Below are 18,855 nucleotides of genomic sequence, written 5' to 3'. Positions count from 1 at the left end.
CGCGGGCGCGGACGATACGGCGAGCCCGCACACCGTCGGCGCGCAGGGCCAGTTCGCGTTCGGCGGACGCCAGGGCGAGGAGGGCGCCGAGCCGCTCGTCGGGGGCGGTGTCCAGGTCGAGCAGTCCGCCCCACCGCTGGCCGCTCTCCAGGGCGGCGACGCGTCCGGCACCCCAGGCCGCGGCGGACTCCAGGTCCGGAGCGGGGTCGACGGGGCCGATCCTGACGCCCTGGTGGGTGACGCACCACAGCCGTGCCGTGATGCCCGCCCGCTCCAGCCGGAGCAGCAGCCCGTCCGGGCCGTGGGCGCGCACCGCGCCGGGCAGGGCCAGCACGCCGACCGCCTCGGCGGCGTCATCGGCGGGCGCCCCCAGGTCGGCCCGCCGCATCCGGTCGGCTCCCAGGACCGCGACAGCGGCATCGGCCCATGCCTCGTCCCCGTCCCCGGTCAGCAGCAGCCAGTGTCCGCTGCCGTCGGACGCGTCGGGCAGCGGGACCGGCACCCACTCGGCCCGGTAGAGGAGTTCGTCCGTGGCCGCCCGCGCCCGGCGCCCACGCCGCCAGGTCGCCAGAGCGGCCGTCGCCTCGGAGCCGAGGTCGGTGCCCAGGGCGGCGGCGAGCGCCGCGGGGTCGGCCGCCTCGACGGCCTGCCAGAACTCGGCCTCCACGGGGTCGACCTGGGCCATCGGCGCGGTCTCGGGCCAGTAGCGGCGGTGCTGGAAGGCGTAGGTGGGCAGGTCGACGAGGCGGGCGCCGGTTCCGGCGAAGAAGTTCGCCCAGTCCACCGGGACGCCGTCGGCGTGCAGCCGGGCGAGGGCGGTCAGCGCGGCGGTCGCCTCGTCGCCGTCCCGGCGCAGCAGCGGCACGACGGGCGTGGCGTCGTCGAGTTGGGAGCGTACGGCGCCGGACAGCACGGCGTCCGGACCGGCCTCGACGATCGCGCCGACGCCGGCGTCCCGCAGCGCGGCGACGCAGTCGGCGAACCGCACGGTCTCGCGGACGTGCCGCACCCAGTAGTCGGGGTTGCCGAGTTCGCCGTCCGTGGCGGGGCGGCCGGTGAGGTTGGAGACGACGGTGAGCGTCGGCGGGTGGAATGCGAGACGGCTCAGCGCGGCCCGGAACTCGTCGAGCATGGGCTCCATCAGCGGCGAGTGGAAGGCGTGGCTGACCCGCAGCCGGGTGACCTGCGCGGCGTCGAGCCGGTCGAGGACAGCGTTCAGCGCGCTCTCCTCGCCGGACAGCACCACCGCGTCGGGCGAGTTGACGGCAGCGACGGCGACGGTGTCGGTGTCGGGTTCGGTGTCGCCGAGCAGCTGCCGTACGTCCTCCTCGCGGGCGCGTACGGCGGCCATCGCGCCGCCGGGCGGCAGGGCGTCCATCAGCCGGGCCCGGGCCGCGACCAGGGCACAGGCGTCGTCGAGGGTCAGGACACCGGCGACATGGGCGGCCGCGATCTCGCCGACGGAGTGCCCGGCGACGTACTCGGGCGTGACACCCCAGGACTCCAGCAGGCGGTACAGGGCGACCTCGACGGCGAACAGGGCGGGCTGGGCCGTGCCGGTGCGGTCGAGGGTGGTCGTGTCGTCGCCCCACATCAGCGGCCGCAGCGGTCGGCCGAGTTCCAGGTCGAGGCGGGCCAGTACGGCGTCGAGGGCGTCGGCGAACACCGGGAAGCGGGCGTGTAGTTCCCGCCCCATGCCGAGGCGCTGGCTGCCCTGTCCGGAGAACAGGACGGCGAGCGGGCCGCGGCTGCCACGGGCCCGGCCTCGGGCGGCCTCGGGCGTGCCGGCGGGTCCGGCGAGCAGCACCGCGCGGTGCGGGAGGGCGGCGCGGGCGGTGGCCAGGGTGAGGGCCACGTCGGCGGCGGTCCCGGTCAGGTCGGCGGTCCGCAGCCGGTCGAGCTGGGCGTCGAGGGCGGCGGAGGTGCGGGCGGAGACGATCCACGGCCACGGGGCCTCGGTCTCGGCGCCGGTTCGGGTGCCGGCGCCGGTCGCCCGTGTCTCGGCGGGTTCCCCGGTCGGCTGCGTCGCGGCCCGTTCCTCGGGGGCCTGTTCCACGATGACGTGCGCGTTGGTGCCGCTCATGCCGAACGCGGAGACACCGGCGATGAGCGGGCCGTGACCGGCGGGCCATTCGGTCGGCTCGGTGAGCAGGGTGAGGCCGCCGGGGGTCCAGCCGATGTGCGGGGAGGGCTCCTCCGCGTGCAGGGTGCGCGGCAGGACGCCGTGGCGCATGGCGAGGAGCATCTTGATGACGCCGGCGACACCGGCGGCGGCCTGGGTGTGGCCGAGGTTGGACTTCACCGTGCCGAGCAGCAGGGGCCGTTCGCGCTCCCGTCCGTAGGCGGCGAGCAGCGCCTCGGCCTCGATCGGGTCGCCGAGGGTCGTGCCGGTGCCGTGCGCCTCGATCGCCTGGACGTCGGCGGGCCGCAGTCCGGCGTCGGCGAGGGCGTGGCGGATGACGCGCTGCTGGGAGGGGCCGTTGGGGGCGGTGAGCCCGTTGGAGGCGCCGTCCTGGTTGACGGCGGAGCCACGGATCAGGCCGAGCACGTGGTGTCCGTGGCGGCGGGCATCGGAGAGCCGTTCGAGGACGAGCATGCCGACGCCTTCGGACCAGGAGGTGCCGTCGGCCGCGGCGGAGAACGCCTTGCAGCGACCGTCGGAGGCGAGTCCGCCCTGGGCGCTGAACTCGACGAAGGCGTCCGGCGCCGACATCACCGACACGCCGCCGGCCAGGGCGAGTCCGCAGTCTCCGTCGCGCAGCGCCCGCACGGCCCAGTGCAGGGCGACGAGCGAGGCGGAGCAGGCGGTGTCGACGGTGACGGCCGGCCCCTCCAGGCCGAGGACGTAGGACAGTCGGCCGGAGAGCACGCTGGCCGTGTTGCCGGTGGCGGCGTAGCCCTGGACGTCGGAGGTGCCGCGCCGCAGGACGGTGGCGTAGTCCTGGCCGTTGGTGCCGACGAACACGCCGGTGGGGGTGGCGCGCAGGCCGGTCGGGTCGATACCGGCGCGTTCCAGCGCCTCCCAGGAGGTTTCGAGCAGGAGTCGCTGCTGCGGGTCCATGGCGAGGGCCTCGCGCGGGGAGATGCCGAAGAAGTCGGCGTCGAAGTCGGCGACGCCGTCGAGGAATCCGCCCTCGCGGGTGGTGGAGGCGCCGTCGGCGAGCGCGGCCAGGTCCCAGCCGCGGTCCTCGGGGAACGGGCCGATGGCGTCGCGGCCGTCGGCGAGCAGCCTCCACAGGTCGTCGGGGCCGGTGACGCCGCCGGGGAAGCGGCAGCCGATGCCGACGACGGCGATGGGGTCGTCGGCGACGCCACGGGCCTGCGGCACCACGGCGTCGGGCGTGGACTCCCGGAGATCCCCGAGGAGTTCGCCGAGCAGGAAGTCGGCCAGGTGCTGCGGGGTGGGGTGGTCGTAGATCAGGGAGGCGGGCAGGGTGAGGCCGGTGGCGGCGGCGATGCCGTTGCGCAGTTCGAGGGTGGTCAACGAGTCGAAGCCGAGGTCGCGGAAGGTCCAGTCGGCCTCGACGGTCCGCTGGTCGGCGTGGCCGAGGACGGCGGCGATGCGGGTGCGCAGCAGGTCGAGCAGGGTCCGGCCGCGTTCGGCGGGCGCCAGCGCGGCCAGTCGGGACCGCAGGTCGTCCTCGCCGGAGTCGGCCGACACATCGTCGGCCGGTGCGGGCCCGGCGAGTGCGGTGAGTTCGGTGAGGAGTGCGGCCGAGGCGGGCTGCAGGGCGGCGAGGCGTGACCAGTCGATGTCGGCGACGGTGACGGCCGTCTCGCCGTGGGCGACCGCGTCCAGCAGGGCGTCGACGCCGAGTTCGGGGTCGAGCGGGGTGAGTCCGGCCCGGCGCAGCCGGCGGTCGATGTCCTCCCCGGCCGCCATGCCAGATCCTGCCCAGGGGCCCCAGGCGATGGCGGTGGCGGGCAGTCCGTCGGCGCGGCGGCGGGCGGCGAGTGCGTCGAGCCGGGCGTTGGCGGCGGCGTAGTTGCCCTGTCCGGCGGCGCCGAGGACACCGGCGGTCGAGCAGTACAGCACGAACGCGGTCAGTGGCAGGTCGCGCGTGAGCGCGTCGAGGTTCTCCGCCGCGGTGACCTTGGCACGCAGTACGGCCGTGAAGTCGTCCGGGGTGAGGGCGTCGATGACGCGGTCCTCGACGATCCCGGCCGTGTGCAGTACGGCGGTGAGCGGCGCGTCGGCGGGCAGGTCGGCGAGGACGGCGGCGAGCGCGTCGCGGTCGGCCGCGTCGCAGGCGGCCAGGGTGACGCGGGCGCCCAGCGCGGTCAGTTCGTCCCGCAGCTCGGCGGCGCCGGGCGCGTCGGGGCCGCGGCGGCTGAGCAGGAGCAGGTGCCCGGCGCCCTCGCGGGCGAGGCGGCGGGCGGCGTGGGCGCCGAGGGCGCCGGTGCCGCCCGTGATGAGGACCGTGCCGTCCGGGTCGGCGAGGCCATGGGCCGACGTCTCCGGGGTCTCGCGGTGCGGGGCCCGGACGAGCCTGCGGACGTACACGCCGGAGTCCCGTACGGCGGTCTCGGCGTCGCCGCCTGCCAGTACGGCCCGCAGCCGGCGTGCGGCAGCGGCGTCGACCCGGTCGGGCAGGTCCACCAATCCGCCCAGGCGGCCGGGGTGTTCGAGGGCGACGACCCGGCCCAGTCCCCACACCCCGGCCTGGGCGGGGTCGCGCACGGGCTCTCCGGCGCCGAGGACGGAGACGGCGCCACGGGTGACGCACCACAGGGGCGCGTCGAGTTCGGCGTCGCCGAGTGCCTGACAGGCGGTGGCGGTGAGCGCGGGGGCGTCCTCGCCGGCGAGCGCGAGCAAGGACAGGACGCCGGTGAACGGACCGTCGAGGTCCCGGAGTTGGGCAGACGTACGCCCGCGATCGCCACCGACGGTGACGCTCACGACTGGCGCGCCGAGCGCGGCGAGGATGTCCTCGGCCCACTCGGGGTCGACCGTGCCCTCGGGCAGCAGCGCCAGCCAGGTGCCGGTGAGAGCTGGCGTGGCGCCTTGGGCGGGCCGCCAGACGACGTGGTGGCGCAGGGCGTCGAGGCGGGCCCGGTCGTGGCGGCGCCGGCGCCAGGCGGCGAGGGCGGGCGTGAGCGACCGGGCGGCGTCCGTGTCGAGGCCGAGCTGTGCGGCGAGGGCGGTGGTGTCCTCGCGTTCGACGGCGGACCAGAAGGCGGCGTCGGCGGGGTCGGCGGCGACCGCCGCTGCGCCGGCGCCGGGCTCGGGCCAGTAGCGCTGCCGCTGGAAGGCGTAGGTGGGCAGGTCGAGGTGATCGTCGGTCACGTCCGCGGCGGCGAGGAAGGCGGCCCAGTCCACGGTGACGCCGTGCACATGGGCGCCCGCGACGGCGGTGGTGAGCTGCGGGATCTCGGCGCGGTCGCGGCGCAGCAGCGGTACGACGGCGGCCGACGCGCCCGTGGCGGGGTCGTCGTCGAGGACGGCCCGGGCCATGCCGCTGAGGACGGCGTCGGGGCCGATCTCCAGGAACGTCCGCACACCACGGCCGGTGAGGGCCGTCACGGCGTCGGCGAACCGCACGGTGTCGCGCAGGTGCCGGACCCAGTGGCCGGGAGCGGCGAGCTCGTCGTCGGTGATGACGTCGCCGGTGCGGGTGGAGACGAGCGGGCGCACGGCGGGAGCCGGCCGGATGCCGGCGGCGGCCTCGGCGAACGCGTCGAGTACGGCGTCCATGCGGGGCGAGTGGAAGGCGTGGCTGACGCGCAGGCGCCGGGTGCGGTGGCCGCGTGCGGCGAGCGTGGCGGCGACGGCCTCGACGGCGTCCTCGTCGCCGGACAGGACCAGCGAGGCGGGGCCGTTGACGGCGGCGACGCAGACCCGCTCGTCGAGCAGCGGGGTCACCTCGTCCTCGGCCGCGGCCACGGACATCATCGCGCCGCCCTCGGGCAGCTGGGCCATGAGCCGGGCGCGGGCGGCCACCAGGGCGCAGGCGTCGGCCAGTTCGAGCACTCCGGCCGCGTGGGCCGCGGCGATCTCGCCGACGGAGTGCCCGGCGACGTAGTCGGGTGCGATGCCCCAGGACTCGACGAGGCGGTACAGCGCGACCTCGAAGGCGAAGAGGGCGGGCTGGGTGTAGCCGGTGTGGTCCAACAGCGCGGCCTCGGGGGTGCCCTCGGGCGCGAACATCACGTCCCTCAGCGGCACGTCGAGCCCGGTGTCCAGGTGGGCGAGCGCGGCGTCGAGAGCGTCGGCGAACACCGGGTGGCGGTCGTAGAGTTCCCGGCCCATGCCGAGGCGCTGGCCGCCCTGTCCGGTGAAGAGGAACGCGACGCGTCCGCGGCCGGCGCCGGGCGCGGCCGGCTGGACCACGGCGGGGTCGGGCTGGCCGTCGCGCAGGGCGCGCAGGCCCCGCAGCAGCTCGTCCCGGTCGTGCGCGACCACTGCGGCCCGGCGCTCGAAGGCCGAGCGGTGCAGGGCGAGAGCGGCGGCGAGGCGGTCGGCCGGGAGGTCGGTCCGCTGCTCGGCGAAGGCGAGAAGGCGGGTGGCCTGAGCGCGGAGGGCGTCGTCGGTGCGGGCGGAGAGGAGGACCGGAAGCGGGCCGACGGGTTCCAGGTCCTGGGGCGCATCGGCCTGCTCCGGAGCCTGTTCCAGCACCGTGTGGACGTTGGTCCCGCTGATCCCGAAGGAGGACACGGCGGCCCGCCGCGGCCGTCCCGTCTCCGGCCACTCGGTCGGCTCCGTGAGCAGCCGCACCTCACCCGCGGACCAGTCGACGTGCGAGGAAGGCGTGTCGGCGTGCAGGGTCGGCGGCAGCACCCCCTGCCGCAGCGCGGTGACCATCTTGATGACACCGGCGATGCCCGACGCGGCCTGGCTGTGCCCGATGTTGGACTTCACCGAGCCGAGCAGCAACGGGTGTTCGCGGTCCTGGCCGTAGGTGGCGAGCAGCGCCTGTGCCTCGATCGGGTCGCCGAGGGCGGTGCCGGTGCCGTGGCCCTCCACGGCGTCGACGTCGCCCGGCTCCAGGCGGGCCCCGGCGAGGGCGGCGCGGATGACGCGCTGCTGGGCGGGCCCGTTGGGCGCGGTGAGGCCGTTGGAGGCGCCGTCCTGGTTGACGGCGCAGCCGCGGACCACGGCGAGCACCGGGTGCCCGTTGCGTACGGCGTCGGAGAGCCGTTCGACGAGGACCATGCCGACGCCCTCGGCGAGCGCCATACCGTCGGCGCCGTCGCCGTACGCCTTGCAGCGGCCGTCGGGAGCGAGGGCGCGCTGGCTGCTGAAGCCGATGAAGGTGTTCGGGGTGGCCATGAGGCTGACGCCGCCCGCGAGCGCGAGGTCGCTCTCGCCGCCCCGCAGCGACTGGCAGGCGAGGTGCAGCGCGGTGAGTGAGGAGGAGCAGGCGGTGTCGAGGGTGACGGCCGGTCCCTCCAGGCCGAGCAGGTAGGCGACCCGGCCGGACAGGACGCTGGTGAGCGAGCCGGTCACGGCATGCCCGTCGGCGCTCTCGCCGTGGGCGGCCGGGTAGTCGTGGTAACTGGCGCCGACGAAGGCGCCGGTACGGCTGCCGCGGATCGTCTCGGGCACGATCCCGGCCCGCTCGAAGGCCTCCCAGGACGTCTCCAGGAGCAGGCGCTGCTGCGGGTCCATGGTGAGGGCCTCGCGGGGCGAGATACCGAAGAACACCGGGTCGAAGTCGGCGGCGGCGCGCAGGAATCCGCCCTGGACGGCGTAGGTGCGGCCGGGGCTGTCGGGGTCGGGGTCGTACAGCGCGTCGACGGGCCAGCCGCGGTCGGCGGGGAAGCCGCTGATGGCGTCGGTGCCGGACATGACGAGGTCCCACAGGGCCTCGGGCGAGTCGACGCCGCCGGGGTAGCGGCAGCTCATGCCGACGATGGCGATCGGTTCGTCGGCGGTGACGGCGACGGGCGCGGCGGGTCCGGCTGCCGCGGTGCCGGTGTCGTCGAGGAGGGTCCGCAGGAACGCGGCGAGCGCGGCGGGCGTGGGGTGGTCGAAGACGAGGGTGGCGGGCAGGGTGAGCCCGGTGGCCGAGGCGATGCGGTTGCGCAGGTCGACGGCGGTGATCGAGTCGAAGCCGGCATCGCGGAACGCCCGGCGCTCGGACAGGTCGTCGGGTCCGGCGAGGCCGAGGACGGCGGCGGCCTGCCCGCGCACGGTGTCCAGCAGCAGCCGGTCGCGTTCGGCGGCGGGCAGCGCGGCCAGCCGGGCCTCGAACTCGCCGTCGGCGGACGCCTGTTGCCGCTCGGCGGTCTCGACGGCCCGCCGGGTCTCGGGCACATCGTCGAACAGCCGGGTCTCGCGGACGGACGTGAAAACGGGGTAGTAGCGGTCCCAGTCGACGTCGGCGACGGCGAGGACCGCCTCGTCGTCGTCCAGGGCTCGGCGCATTCCGGCGAGCGCGAGGTCGGCGTTCATGAACACCAGGCCCGTGCGGCGCACTTGGTCGGGGGCGACCCGGCCGACGCCGAGTTCGTTGGCCCAGATGCCCCAGTGCACGGAGGTCGCCTTCAGACCCCGGGCCCGGCGCTCGGCGGCGATCGCGCCGAGGTGGGCGTTGCCCGCGACGTACGCGGCGTGCTGGCCGCTGCCCCACAATCCGGCGACGGAGGAGAACAGCACGAACGCGTCGAGGTCGTCGTCGCCGAGCAGTGCGTCGAGGTTGCGGGCGCCGTCGACCTTGGCGTGCAGGACGCGGGAGACGGCGGCGAGGTCGGTGTCGGCGAGGGTGTGCAGCTCGATGACGGCGGCGGCGTGGATCACCGTGCGCAGGGTGTGCCCGTCGGCGCGCAGCCGCTCCAGGAGTGCGGCGAGGGCGGCGCGGTCGGTGATGTCGCAGGCGGCGACGGTGACCTCGGTGCCCGACTCGGCGAGTTCGGCGACGAGTTCGGGCGCGCCGGGTGCCTCTGGGCCGCGCCTGCTGACCAGTACGATCCGCTCGGCGCCTTGCGCGGACAGCCAGCGGGCCACGTGCGGGCCCAGGGTGCCGGTGCCGCCGGTGACGAGGACGGTACCGCGCGGGGTCCAGCCGACGGTGAGCTCTTCGCCGGCTGTGTCGATTTGCGGCTCCGCCGCTGGGGCGCCATGTGTCGTCATTGAACTGCTGCGCCGTCGTGGCTGGTCGCGCAGTTCCCCGCGCCCCTTCAGGGCGCTGCCGGGCCGTTGCCCATCCTGCTGGGCCATGCGGACGACGCGGCGGGCGAACACCCCGGAGGCACGCAGCGCTAGTTGGTCCTCGGCCGTGTGCGCGCCGCCCGCCAGGAGCGCGGCGAGCCTGCGTGCGGCCCGCTCGTCGAGGGTGTCGGGCAGATCGACGGTGCCGCCCCAGAAGCGGGGGTGTTCCAGTGCCGTGGTCCAGCCGATGCCCGTCGACTGCGCCTGCACGGGCCGGGTGACCCGGTCGGCGCGCCCGGTGGCGGCGGCGCCACGCGTCAGCAGCCACAGCGGGCAGTCGGCTTCGAGGTCGCCGAGGGCCTGGACGAGGACGACGTTGAGGGCGGTGCCGAGGGCGGCGCCCGGATGGCCGGGGCAGTCCTGTTCGGCTTCGGCGAGCAGGGAGACGATGCCGGCGATGGGGGTCGTATCGCCGTCGGACTCCCCGTGGCCCGCGTCCCGCAGCAGCGCGGCGAGGGCCTCGCGGTCGAGGTGGGTGTCGTCGAGCACGAGCCGCACCGGCTCTGCGCCGTGCGCGGAGAGCACCTCCGCGACATCCGGACCGTCGTGGCCGTCGGCAGTGACGACGAGCCACCGCCCGCCGGCCGCACCGGTGGGCACGGGCAGCGGCACCCAACGCACCTTGTACCGCCAGTCGTCCAGCGTGGACTGCTCGCTGCGGCGCCTGCGCCAGGCGGTGAGGCCGGGCAGTACCGCGGCCAGCGCGTCCTCGGTGACGTCGAGGTCGCGGGCGAGCCCCGGCAGGTCGGACTCCTCCACGGCGTCCCAGAAGGCGGCGTCCTCCGTGCCGGCCGCGTCCGGGCCCGTGCCGGGGGTCACGGGCGGCACCCAGAGCCGCTGGTGCTGGAAGCGGTAGGTGGGCAGGTCCACCCGGCGCCGGGCGCCGCCGCCGTACGCGGCGCTCCAGTCGACGTGCACACCCCGCACGAACGCCTCGGCGAGCGAGGCCAGTACGCGTCGCGCGTCGTCCTCGCCGCGCCGCAGCGTGCCGCCGACGTACGCGGCGACGCCCGCCTCGTCGACGGAGCCCTGGATCCCGAGGGTGAGCACGGGATGGGCGCTGATCTCGATGAACGCCCGGTGCTGAGTGCCGAGGAGCCGTTCCACGGCTGGCCCGAAGCGGACGGTCTGCCGCAGGTTGCGGTACCAGTACGCGGCATCCGTGCCGCCGCCGTCCGCGGCCGGGTCGCCGAGCCACTCCCCCGTCACCGTGGACAGCATCGGGATGCGCGGCTCGCGCGGGGTCACGGGGGCGAGCACGTCGAGGAGTTCGTCGTGCAGGTCGGTCACGTGCGCGGAGTGCGAGGCGTAGTCCACGGGGATCTTGCGGGCCCGTACCCCGTCGGCGGTGAGCGCGTCGTGCAGGGCGTCCAGCGCCTCGGGGTCACCGCAGACCACGACCGCGCCGGGCCCGTTGACCGCGGCGACGGTCAGCCGGTCCTCCCACGGCTCCATGCGGGCGGTGGCCTCGGCGACGGGGAGCGGCACCGACATCATGCCGCCGCGTCCCGCGAGGGTGCGGCCGATGGCCTGGCTGCGCAGCGCCACGACCCGGGCGCCGTCCTCCAGGGAGAGCGCCCCCGCGACGACGGCCGCGGCGATCTCACCCTGCGAGTGGCCGATCACGGCGTCGGCGCGGACGCCGTACGCCTCCCACACTGCGGCCAGGGACACCATCACGGCCCAGGTGACGGGCTGGACGACGTCCACGCGGTCGAGTCCGGGCGCGCCGGGTTCCTGGCGGAGTACGGCGGTCAGCGACCAGTCGACGAACGGGTCGAGGGCGAGCGCGCAGGAGGCGATGCGCTCGGCGAACACCGGCGACAGGTCGAGCAGGCGCGCGCCCATGCCGTCCCACTGGGTGCCCTGGCCGGGGAAGACGAACACGGTACGGCCGTCGACGTCGGCCTCGCCGTGCACGACGGGCGCGGCGGGCTCCTGCCCGGCGAACGCGCCCAGTGCGGCGGCGAGTTCGGCGGGGTCGGCGCCGAGGGCGACGGCACGGTGGTCGAGGAGCGAGCGGGTGGTGAGGAGGGCGTGGCCGGTGTCGGCCGGGTCGTCGGCGGGTCGTGCCGTGACCTGCGCGGCGAGCGCGGTGGCCTGGTCGCGCAGGGCGCCGCGGGCGCGGGCGGACAGCACCCAGGGCAGCGCGCCGGTCACCGGGGCCGTTGTGGTCAACTCGGGCGCGGGCTCGGGCTCCTGAGCCGGCGCCTCTTCCAGTACCGCGTGCGCATTGGTGCCGCTGATGCCGAAGGAGGACACGGCGCACCGGCGGGGACGCCCGTTCGCGGGCCACTGCCGCTCCTCGTCGAGCAGCCGCAGCACACCGGACGACCAGTCGATGTGCCGGGACGGCGTGTCGACGTGCAGCGTGGGCGGCAGGACGCCGTGCCGCAGCGCCAGCACCATCTTCATGATGCCGGCGACACCGGCGGCGGACTGGGCGTGCCCGATGTTGGACTTCACCGAGCCGAGCCACACCGGCCGCTCCGGGTCCCGGTCCCGCCCGTAGGTCGCGACCAGCGCCTGCGCCTCGATCGGGTCGCCGAGCGCGGTGCCGGTGCCGTGCGCCTCCACGGCGTCGATGTCGTCCGGGGTGACATGCGCGTTGGCGAGGGCCTGCCGGATGACGCGCTGCTGGGAGGGCCCGTTGGGCGCGGTCAGGCCGTTGGAGGCGCCGTCCTGGTTGACGGCGGAGCCGCGGATCACGGCGAGCACCGGGTGCCCGCCCCGCACGGCGTCGGAGAGCCGCTCCACGAGCAGCAGCCCGACGCCCTCGCCGAGGGTCATACCGTCGGCACCGTCCCCGAATGCCTTGCAGCGTCCGTCGGCGGCGAGCGCCCGCTGCCTACTGAACGCCACGAACGAGTCCGGCGTCGTCATGACCGTCGCACCGCCGGCCAGCGCCAGCGTGCTCTCGCCGCCCCGCAGCGACTGGCAGGCCAGATGCAGGGCGACGAGGGAGGAGGAGCAGGCGGTGTCGACGGTGACGGCGGGCCCTTCGAGACCGAGGACGTACGACAGCCGGCCCGACAGCACGCTCGGGCTTGACCCGGTGACCATGTGGCCCTCGCTGCCCTCCCCCGCGCCGCGCCCGTAGTCCTGGTAGCTGGAGCCGATGAACGCGCCCGTGCGGCTGGCGCGCAGCGCGCCCGGGTCGATCCCGGCGCGCTCGACGGCCTCCCACGCGGTCTCCAGCAGCAGCCGCTGCTGCGGATCCATCACCAGCGCCTCACGCGGCGAGATCCCGAAGAACGCGGGGTCGAACTCGCCCGCCCCGTCGAGGAATCCGCCCTGCGTCGAGTACGTCGTCCCGCTGCGGTCGGCGTCCGGGTCGTACAGCCCGGAGGCGTCCCACCCGCGGTCGGCGGGGAACTCCCCGATGGCGTCCGTACCGGAGGCGATCAGCTCCCAGAAGGCTTCCGGGGAGTCGACGCCGCCGGGGAAGCGGCAGCTCATGCCGATGATGGCGATCGGCTCGTCGGACACGTCGGCGGCGGTGGCGACGACGTCGACTCCGTCGCCCTCGGCGAGTATCTCCCCGAGCAGGTGCCGGGCCAGGGCGAGCGGCGTCGGATGGTCGAAGACCATGGTGGCCGGCAGCGGCAGGCCGACGGCCGCGGTGAGCCGCTTGCGCAGTTCGACGGCCATGAGCGAGTCGAAGCCGTGCTCCTGGAAGGCCCGTTCGGGCTTGACGGCGTCCGGCCCGGGATGCCCGAGCACGGCCGCCGCGTGGGTGCGGACGACGTCGAGCACATACGGCAACCGGTCGCCCTCACGGCCCGCCAGCAGCCGCGTGCGCAACTCGGCCGCGGCGCCGGCGCGTTCCTGCCGCGCCTGCTGGGCGGCGGCCGCGATCTGCCGGGCGCCGGGCAGCGAGGTGAGGGACGCGGAGTGCCGCAGCGCGAGCATGCCTTCCAGCAGCTCGGGGTCGGAGAGATCGGCGACGACCGTGTCCGGCGCGCTCTCCGCGACCAGTTCGGCCATGGCCGTCAGTGCCAGCTCCGGTTCCAGGGAACGTCCGGAGGCGTGCCGCCCGAGCCGTCCCTCGGCGGCCATACCGGACCCGCTCCACGCGCCCCAGGCGAGGGAGGTGGCCGGGAGCCCGGCCGCGACTCGTCGGCGGGCCAGCGCGTCCAACGCGGCGTTCGCGGCGGCGTAGTTGGCCTGGCCCGGGTTGCCGACGGCACCCGCGAGAGACGAGAACAGCACGAAGGCGTCCAGTTCCCGGTCCCGGGTCAGCTCGTCGAGGACCTCGGCGGCGGTCACCTTGGCCCGGAACACCGCGTCGAACCGCTCCGGAGTCAGGCTGTGCAGCACGCCGTCGTCCAGGACACCGGCCGTGTGTACGACAGCGGTGAGCGGCGCTTCGTCCGGGATGGCGGCCAGCAGCTCGCCGAGCCCCGCCCTGTCGGCGATGTCGCACGCGGCGACGGTGACGTCGACACCGAGCGCCGTCAGCTCCTCCTCCAGCGCCGCCGCACCGGGCGCCTCCGGTCCACGCCGGCTCACGAGCAGCAGCCGCTCGGCCCCGCTCGCGGCGAGCCGGCGGGCGACGTGGGCGCCGAGGGCGCCGGTGCCGCCGGTCACGAGGACGGTGCCGGAGGGCTGCCAGGAGGTGGGGTGCTCGTCGGACCGCTCAGGGGCCGACGCGGCGACGAGCCGTCGCCCGTACGTACCCGACTCCCGTACGGCGACCTGGTCCTCGCCGTCGGTGCGCGCGAGCACGCTCAGGAACCGGCCCAGCGACTGCTCGCTGGGCTCCTCCGGCAGATCGACGAGCCCGCCCCAACGCTCGGGATGCTCCAGCGCGATGACCCGGCCGAGCCCCCACACGGCGGCCGCCGCCGGTTCGGGCAGTCCAGGTGCGGCGTCCTCCGCGACCGGCACAGTCACGGCACCGCAGGTCACCGCCCACACCCGGGCGTCGAGGCCGGCCTCCTCCAGGGCCTGCATGAGCGTGGCCGTACCGGTCACCGACACGGGGACTCCGGAGTCCCGTACGTCGGTGGCGGCGGCGAGCAGCGACACCACGCCGGCGACAGCGCCACCCTCGTCGAGACCGGCCACGATCTCCCGCACCCGCCCCGCGAGGTCGTCCCGCTCGTCGTCGGCCCCGACTTCGAGGAGCACGGTCTGTTCCCCGAGCGCCGCCACGACGGACCGCGCCCAGGCGCCCTCGCCATGCCCCTCCGGTACGACGGCCAGCCAGGGCCCACCGTCACGTACTCCCACCGCGACGGCGTCCCCGAGCGCCTGCCACGTCTCCCGGAACCGCAGCGCGTCCATGGCCGACCGCATCAGCCGACGGCCACGCCAGGCCGACAGCGCGGGCACCACGTCACTCAACGCCTCGACGTCGACATGCAGTTGAGTCGCGAGACCGTCCACGTCGGCGTCGTCCACGGCCGCCCAGAACTCCGCCTCGGCGGGATCGGCGAGGCTGCCGACGGTGGCGGACAGGGCGGTGGCCGCTCCGGACTCGGGCCAGTAGTTCTGGCGTTGGAAGGGGTAGGTGGGGGCGTCGGTGAGGCGGGCGCCGGTGAAGAGTGAGGGCCAGTCGACGCTCACGCCGTGGGTGAAGAGGCGGGCGAGGGCCGTGAGGGCGGCGGCTTCTTCGGGGCGGTTCTTGCGCAGGAGGGGGGCTACGACGACGGCGTCTTCGGACGCTGCTTCCTCGATCAGGGCGGTGAGAATGCCGTCGGGGCCGATCTCCAGGAACCGGGTGACGCCCTGCTCGGTGAGGGCGCGGATGCCGTCGGCGAAACGGACGGTCTCGCGGACGTGGCGGACCCAGTAGTCGGCCGAGTCCGGGGCGACGAGGGTGCCGGTGAGGTTGGACACGAGCGGGATACGCGGCGCGTGGAAACACAGAGCCGAGATCGCCGCGCGGAACTCGTCGAGCATCGGCTCCATCAACGGCGAGTGGAAGGCATGCGAGACCCGCAGACGGGTCGTGCGGCGGCCCTCGGGCAACGCGGCAGCGACCGCGAGAACAGCCTCCTCCACACCGGACAGCACGATCGAAGACGGGCCATTGACCGCCGCGACAGACACCTCGTCGGTGAGATGCGGGACGACCTCGGCTTCCGTGGCCTCGACCGCCAGCATCAGCCCGCCCTCCGGCAGCGCTTGCATCAGACGCGCCCGCGCCGACACCAACGCACACGCATCCGCCAGCGACAGCACGCCTGCGACATGTGCTGCCGCGATCTCCCCGACGGAGTGACCCGCGAGGAACTTCGGGGTGACCCCGAGCGAGGTCACCAGTCGATACAGAGCCACCTCGATCGCGAAGAGTGCGGGCTGGGTGAACTCCGTGCGGTTGAGGGCATCCTCGTCCTCGCCCCAGATCACGTCACGCAAGGCAGGGTCAAGCCCGGCCAGGACCTCGTCCAGGGCTTGGGCGAACACCGGGAAGCGGGCGTACAACTCCCGCCCCATGCCGAGACGTTGAGCACCCTGACCGGAGAACACGAACGCCAGCGGCCCCTCGGCCGACACTCCCCTGGCCGCCTCGGTGACGCCCTCCGCAGACGCCAGCAGCACCGCCCGGTGCGCGAACCGTGCACGACCGCCCGCCAGCGTGTAAGCGAGGTCCACCGACGGCTCTGCCGTCCGCAGTTGCTGGGTCTGCGCGTCCAGCGCCTGCTCCGACCGCCCCGACACCACCAACGGCAGTACGGGCGGAGCCGGCACGTCAGTCGCCGGCTCGGCGTCCCGCCACTGCTCCAGGATGACGTGGGCGTTGGTGCCGCTGAGCCCGAAGGAGGACACACCGACGCGGCGCGGGCGGTCGCTGTCCGGCCACGGAACCGGCTCCCGGACCAGCTCCACCGCACCCGCCGACCAGTCCACATGGGACGACGGCGCATCCACGTGCAGGGTCGGCGCGACTGTCCCGTGCTGCATCGAGAGGATCGACTTGATCAGACCGGCGGCGCCGGCGGCCGCCTGGGTGTGGCCTAGGTTGGACTTCACCGAGCCGAGCAGCAGGGGCCGTTCGCGGTCCTGACCGTAGGTCGCCAGGAGCGCCTGCGCCTCGATCGGGTCGCCGAGGGTCGTACCGGTGCCGTGGGCCTCCACCACATCGACGTCGCCGGCGTTCAGCGCCGCCGACGCGAGCGCCTGCCGGATCACGCGCTGCTGCGAGGGCCCGTTCGGCGCGGTCAGCCCGTTCGACGCACCGTCCTGGTTCACCGCGCTGCCCCGCACCACGGCGAGAATGCGGTGACCGTTGCGCACGGCATCCGACTGCCGCTCCAGCAGCAGTACGCCGACGCCCTCGGCCCAGCCGACACCGTCAGCGGATTCGGAGAACGCCTTGCAGCGCCCGTCCGGCGCCAGCCCGCCCTGCCGGGAGAACTCCACGAACGTCGTCGGCGTCGACATCACCGTCACACCACCGGCGACCGCCAACGAACACTCACCACCACGCAGCGCCTGCGCAGCCAAGTGCACCGCCACCAGCGACGACGAACACGCCGTGTCGATCGAGACGGACGGGCCCTCCAGGCCGAGGGTGTACGCGACGCGCCCGGAAACGACGCTCGGGGAACTGGCGTTGCCGCGGAAGCCCTCGAATTCCGGGCCCGCGAGCAAGTGGGCGTAGTCGCTGTACATGACGCCCGCGAAGACGCCGGTCTGGCTGCCGCGAAGCGACGTCGGGTCGATACCGGCCCGTTCTACCGCCTCCCACACCGACTCCAACAGCAACCGCTGCTGCGCGTCCGTCGCCAACGCCTCCCGCGGACTCATCCCGAAGAACTCGGGATCGAAACCGCCGACGCCGTTCAGGAAGCCGCCCTCACGGGCGGAGGAGGTTCCGCTGTGCTCCGGGTCCGGGTGGTAGAGCCGCTCCAGGTCCCAGCCACGGTCCTCCGGGAAGCCGGAGACCGCGTCCCCGCCCCGGGCCACCAGCCGCCACAGATCCTCCGGAGACGACACGTCGCCCGGGAACCGGCAGGCCATGCCCACGACCACCACCGGGTCATCGGCCACAGCCGCCACCGCCGACGCCACCGGAGTCGCCGCACGCGACCCGAGCACCTCGTCCAGCAGGAAACCGGCGAGCACGCTCACCGTCGGATAGTCGAACACCAGCGTCGCCGGCAGGCGCAACCCCGTCACCGACTGCAGACCATTGCGCAGTTCGACGGCCAGCAGCGAGTCGAAGCCCAGGTCGCGGAAGGACCGCGAGTCGTCGAGACCGGCCGGGCTCTCGTGGCCCAGGACCAGCGCCACCTGCCCCCGCACGAGGTCCAGCAGCACCTCACGCCGCTCCACCTCGTCCAGACCGGTGAGCCGCTGCAGCAGACCGCCCGCCGCGACCACCCGACGGCGCGACCGCACCAGCCCGCGCAGCATGGCGGGTACGTCACCGCGGTCGCGGATCGTGCGCAGGTCTAGCGGGATGGGGAGGACGACCGCCGCGTCATGGGCCAGGGCGGCATCGAAGAGCGCGAGCCCCTGCTCGGGGGTCACCGCGGGGAAGCCGGTGCGGGCGAGGCGTTCGCGTTCGGCGGGGGCGAGGTCGCCCGTCATGCCGGTGCCGTCGAGGTCCCACGGTCCCCACACGAGGGACGTGGCGGGCAGGCCGAGGGTGCGTCGGTGCTCGGCGAGGTCGTCGAGGAAGGCGTTGGCGGCGGCGTAGTTGGCCTGTCCGGTGCCGCCGAAGGTGCCGGCGGCGGAGGAGACGAGGACGAAGGCCCGGACGTCCGGCAGGAGTTCGTGCAGGTGCCAGGCCGCGTCGGCCTTGGGACGCAGGACGGAGTGCAGTCGCTCGGGGGTCAGCCCGCCGACGAGCCCGTCGTCGAGTACGCCCGCGGCGTGGACGACGGCCGAGATACGCCGCCCGGCCAGGGCGTCGGCCAGCGCGTCACGGTCCGAGACGTCGCAGGCCAAGGCGTCGACCCGGTCCGCCCCCAACTCCTCCAATTCGGCGGTGAGTTCGGAAGCGCCCGGCGCGTCCGCGCCCCGCCGCGACAGCAGCACCAGCTCGCGCACGCCGTGCGCGCGCACGAGGTGCCGGGCCAGGACCGCGCCGAGACCTCCGGTACCGCCGGTCACCAGGACCGGGCCGCTGTCCGTCCATGGGCCGGTCGAGTCGGCGGGCGCGGTGGCGCGTACGACCCTGGGGGCCGCCAACCGGCCTTCGCGTACGGCTGTTTCGGGCTCGTCGAGGGCCAGGGCGCGGCGCAGCAGGTCGGCGTCGGCGTCGGCCTCGCCTCCGGCATCTCCGGCCGGCAAGGACAACAGGCCGACACGCCCGGGGTGCTCGTTCTGCACCGTGCGCAGCAGACCGCGTACGGCACCGAGGACCGGTTCGGTCATGCCTGTGGTGGTCACGACGAGGCGGGCGTCGGGGTGCCTCTCCTGGTCGAGCCACTCCTGAACGAGCCGCAGGACATGGGCCGTTGTGTCGTGCAGGGCGGTGACGACGTCGGCAACCGTGGTCTCGGACTCGGACTCGGACTCGGCCGGGACGAGGGCGACGACGGCACCGGGGAACGAATCGGCGAGGGAGGCGAGATCGGCGTATGCGGTGGCGCCCGATGTCTCGGCGGCGAGCCGTGCGGCTTCCTCGCCGCCCAGGACGGCGAGAGGGCCGTCGTAGGGCTCGGTCGCGGAGACCTGCGTCCATGCGATCCGGTACAGGTCGCTGCTCGCCCGGCCCGCCGAGAGACGGTCGTCGGCCGGGCGGA

General features: G+C 75.0%; 1 protein-coding gene (running past both ends of the window). It reads right to left on the bottom strand.

Every position in this 18,855-nt window falls within one protein-coding gene, locus OG254_RS44470, for a type I polyketide synthase, read on the bottom strand. The gene is 38,484 nt long; 5,978 of those nucleotides lie to the left of the window and 13,651 to its right, leaving coding positions 13,652-32,506 in view (codon 4,551, partial, through codon 10,836, partial); reading right to left, the first codon wholly in view occupies window positions 18,851-18,853. Both the start codon and the stop codon lie outside the window.

The sequence above is a fragment of the Streptomyces sp. NBC_01092 genome (assembly GCF_045039535.1).
Lineage (GTDB): Bacteria > Actinomycetota > Actinomycetes > Streptomycetales > Streptomycetaceae > Streptomyces.
Note: the sequence above shows the minus strand (reverse complement) of the source record. Positions and strands in the feature narration are given on the sequence as shown.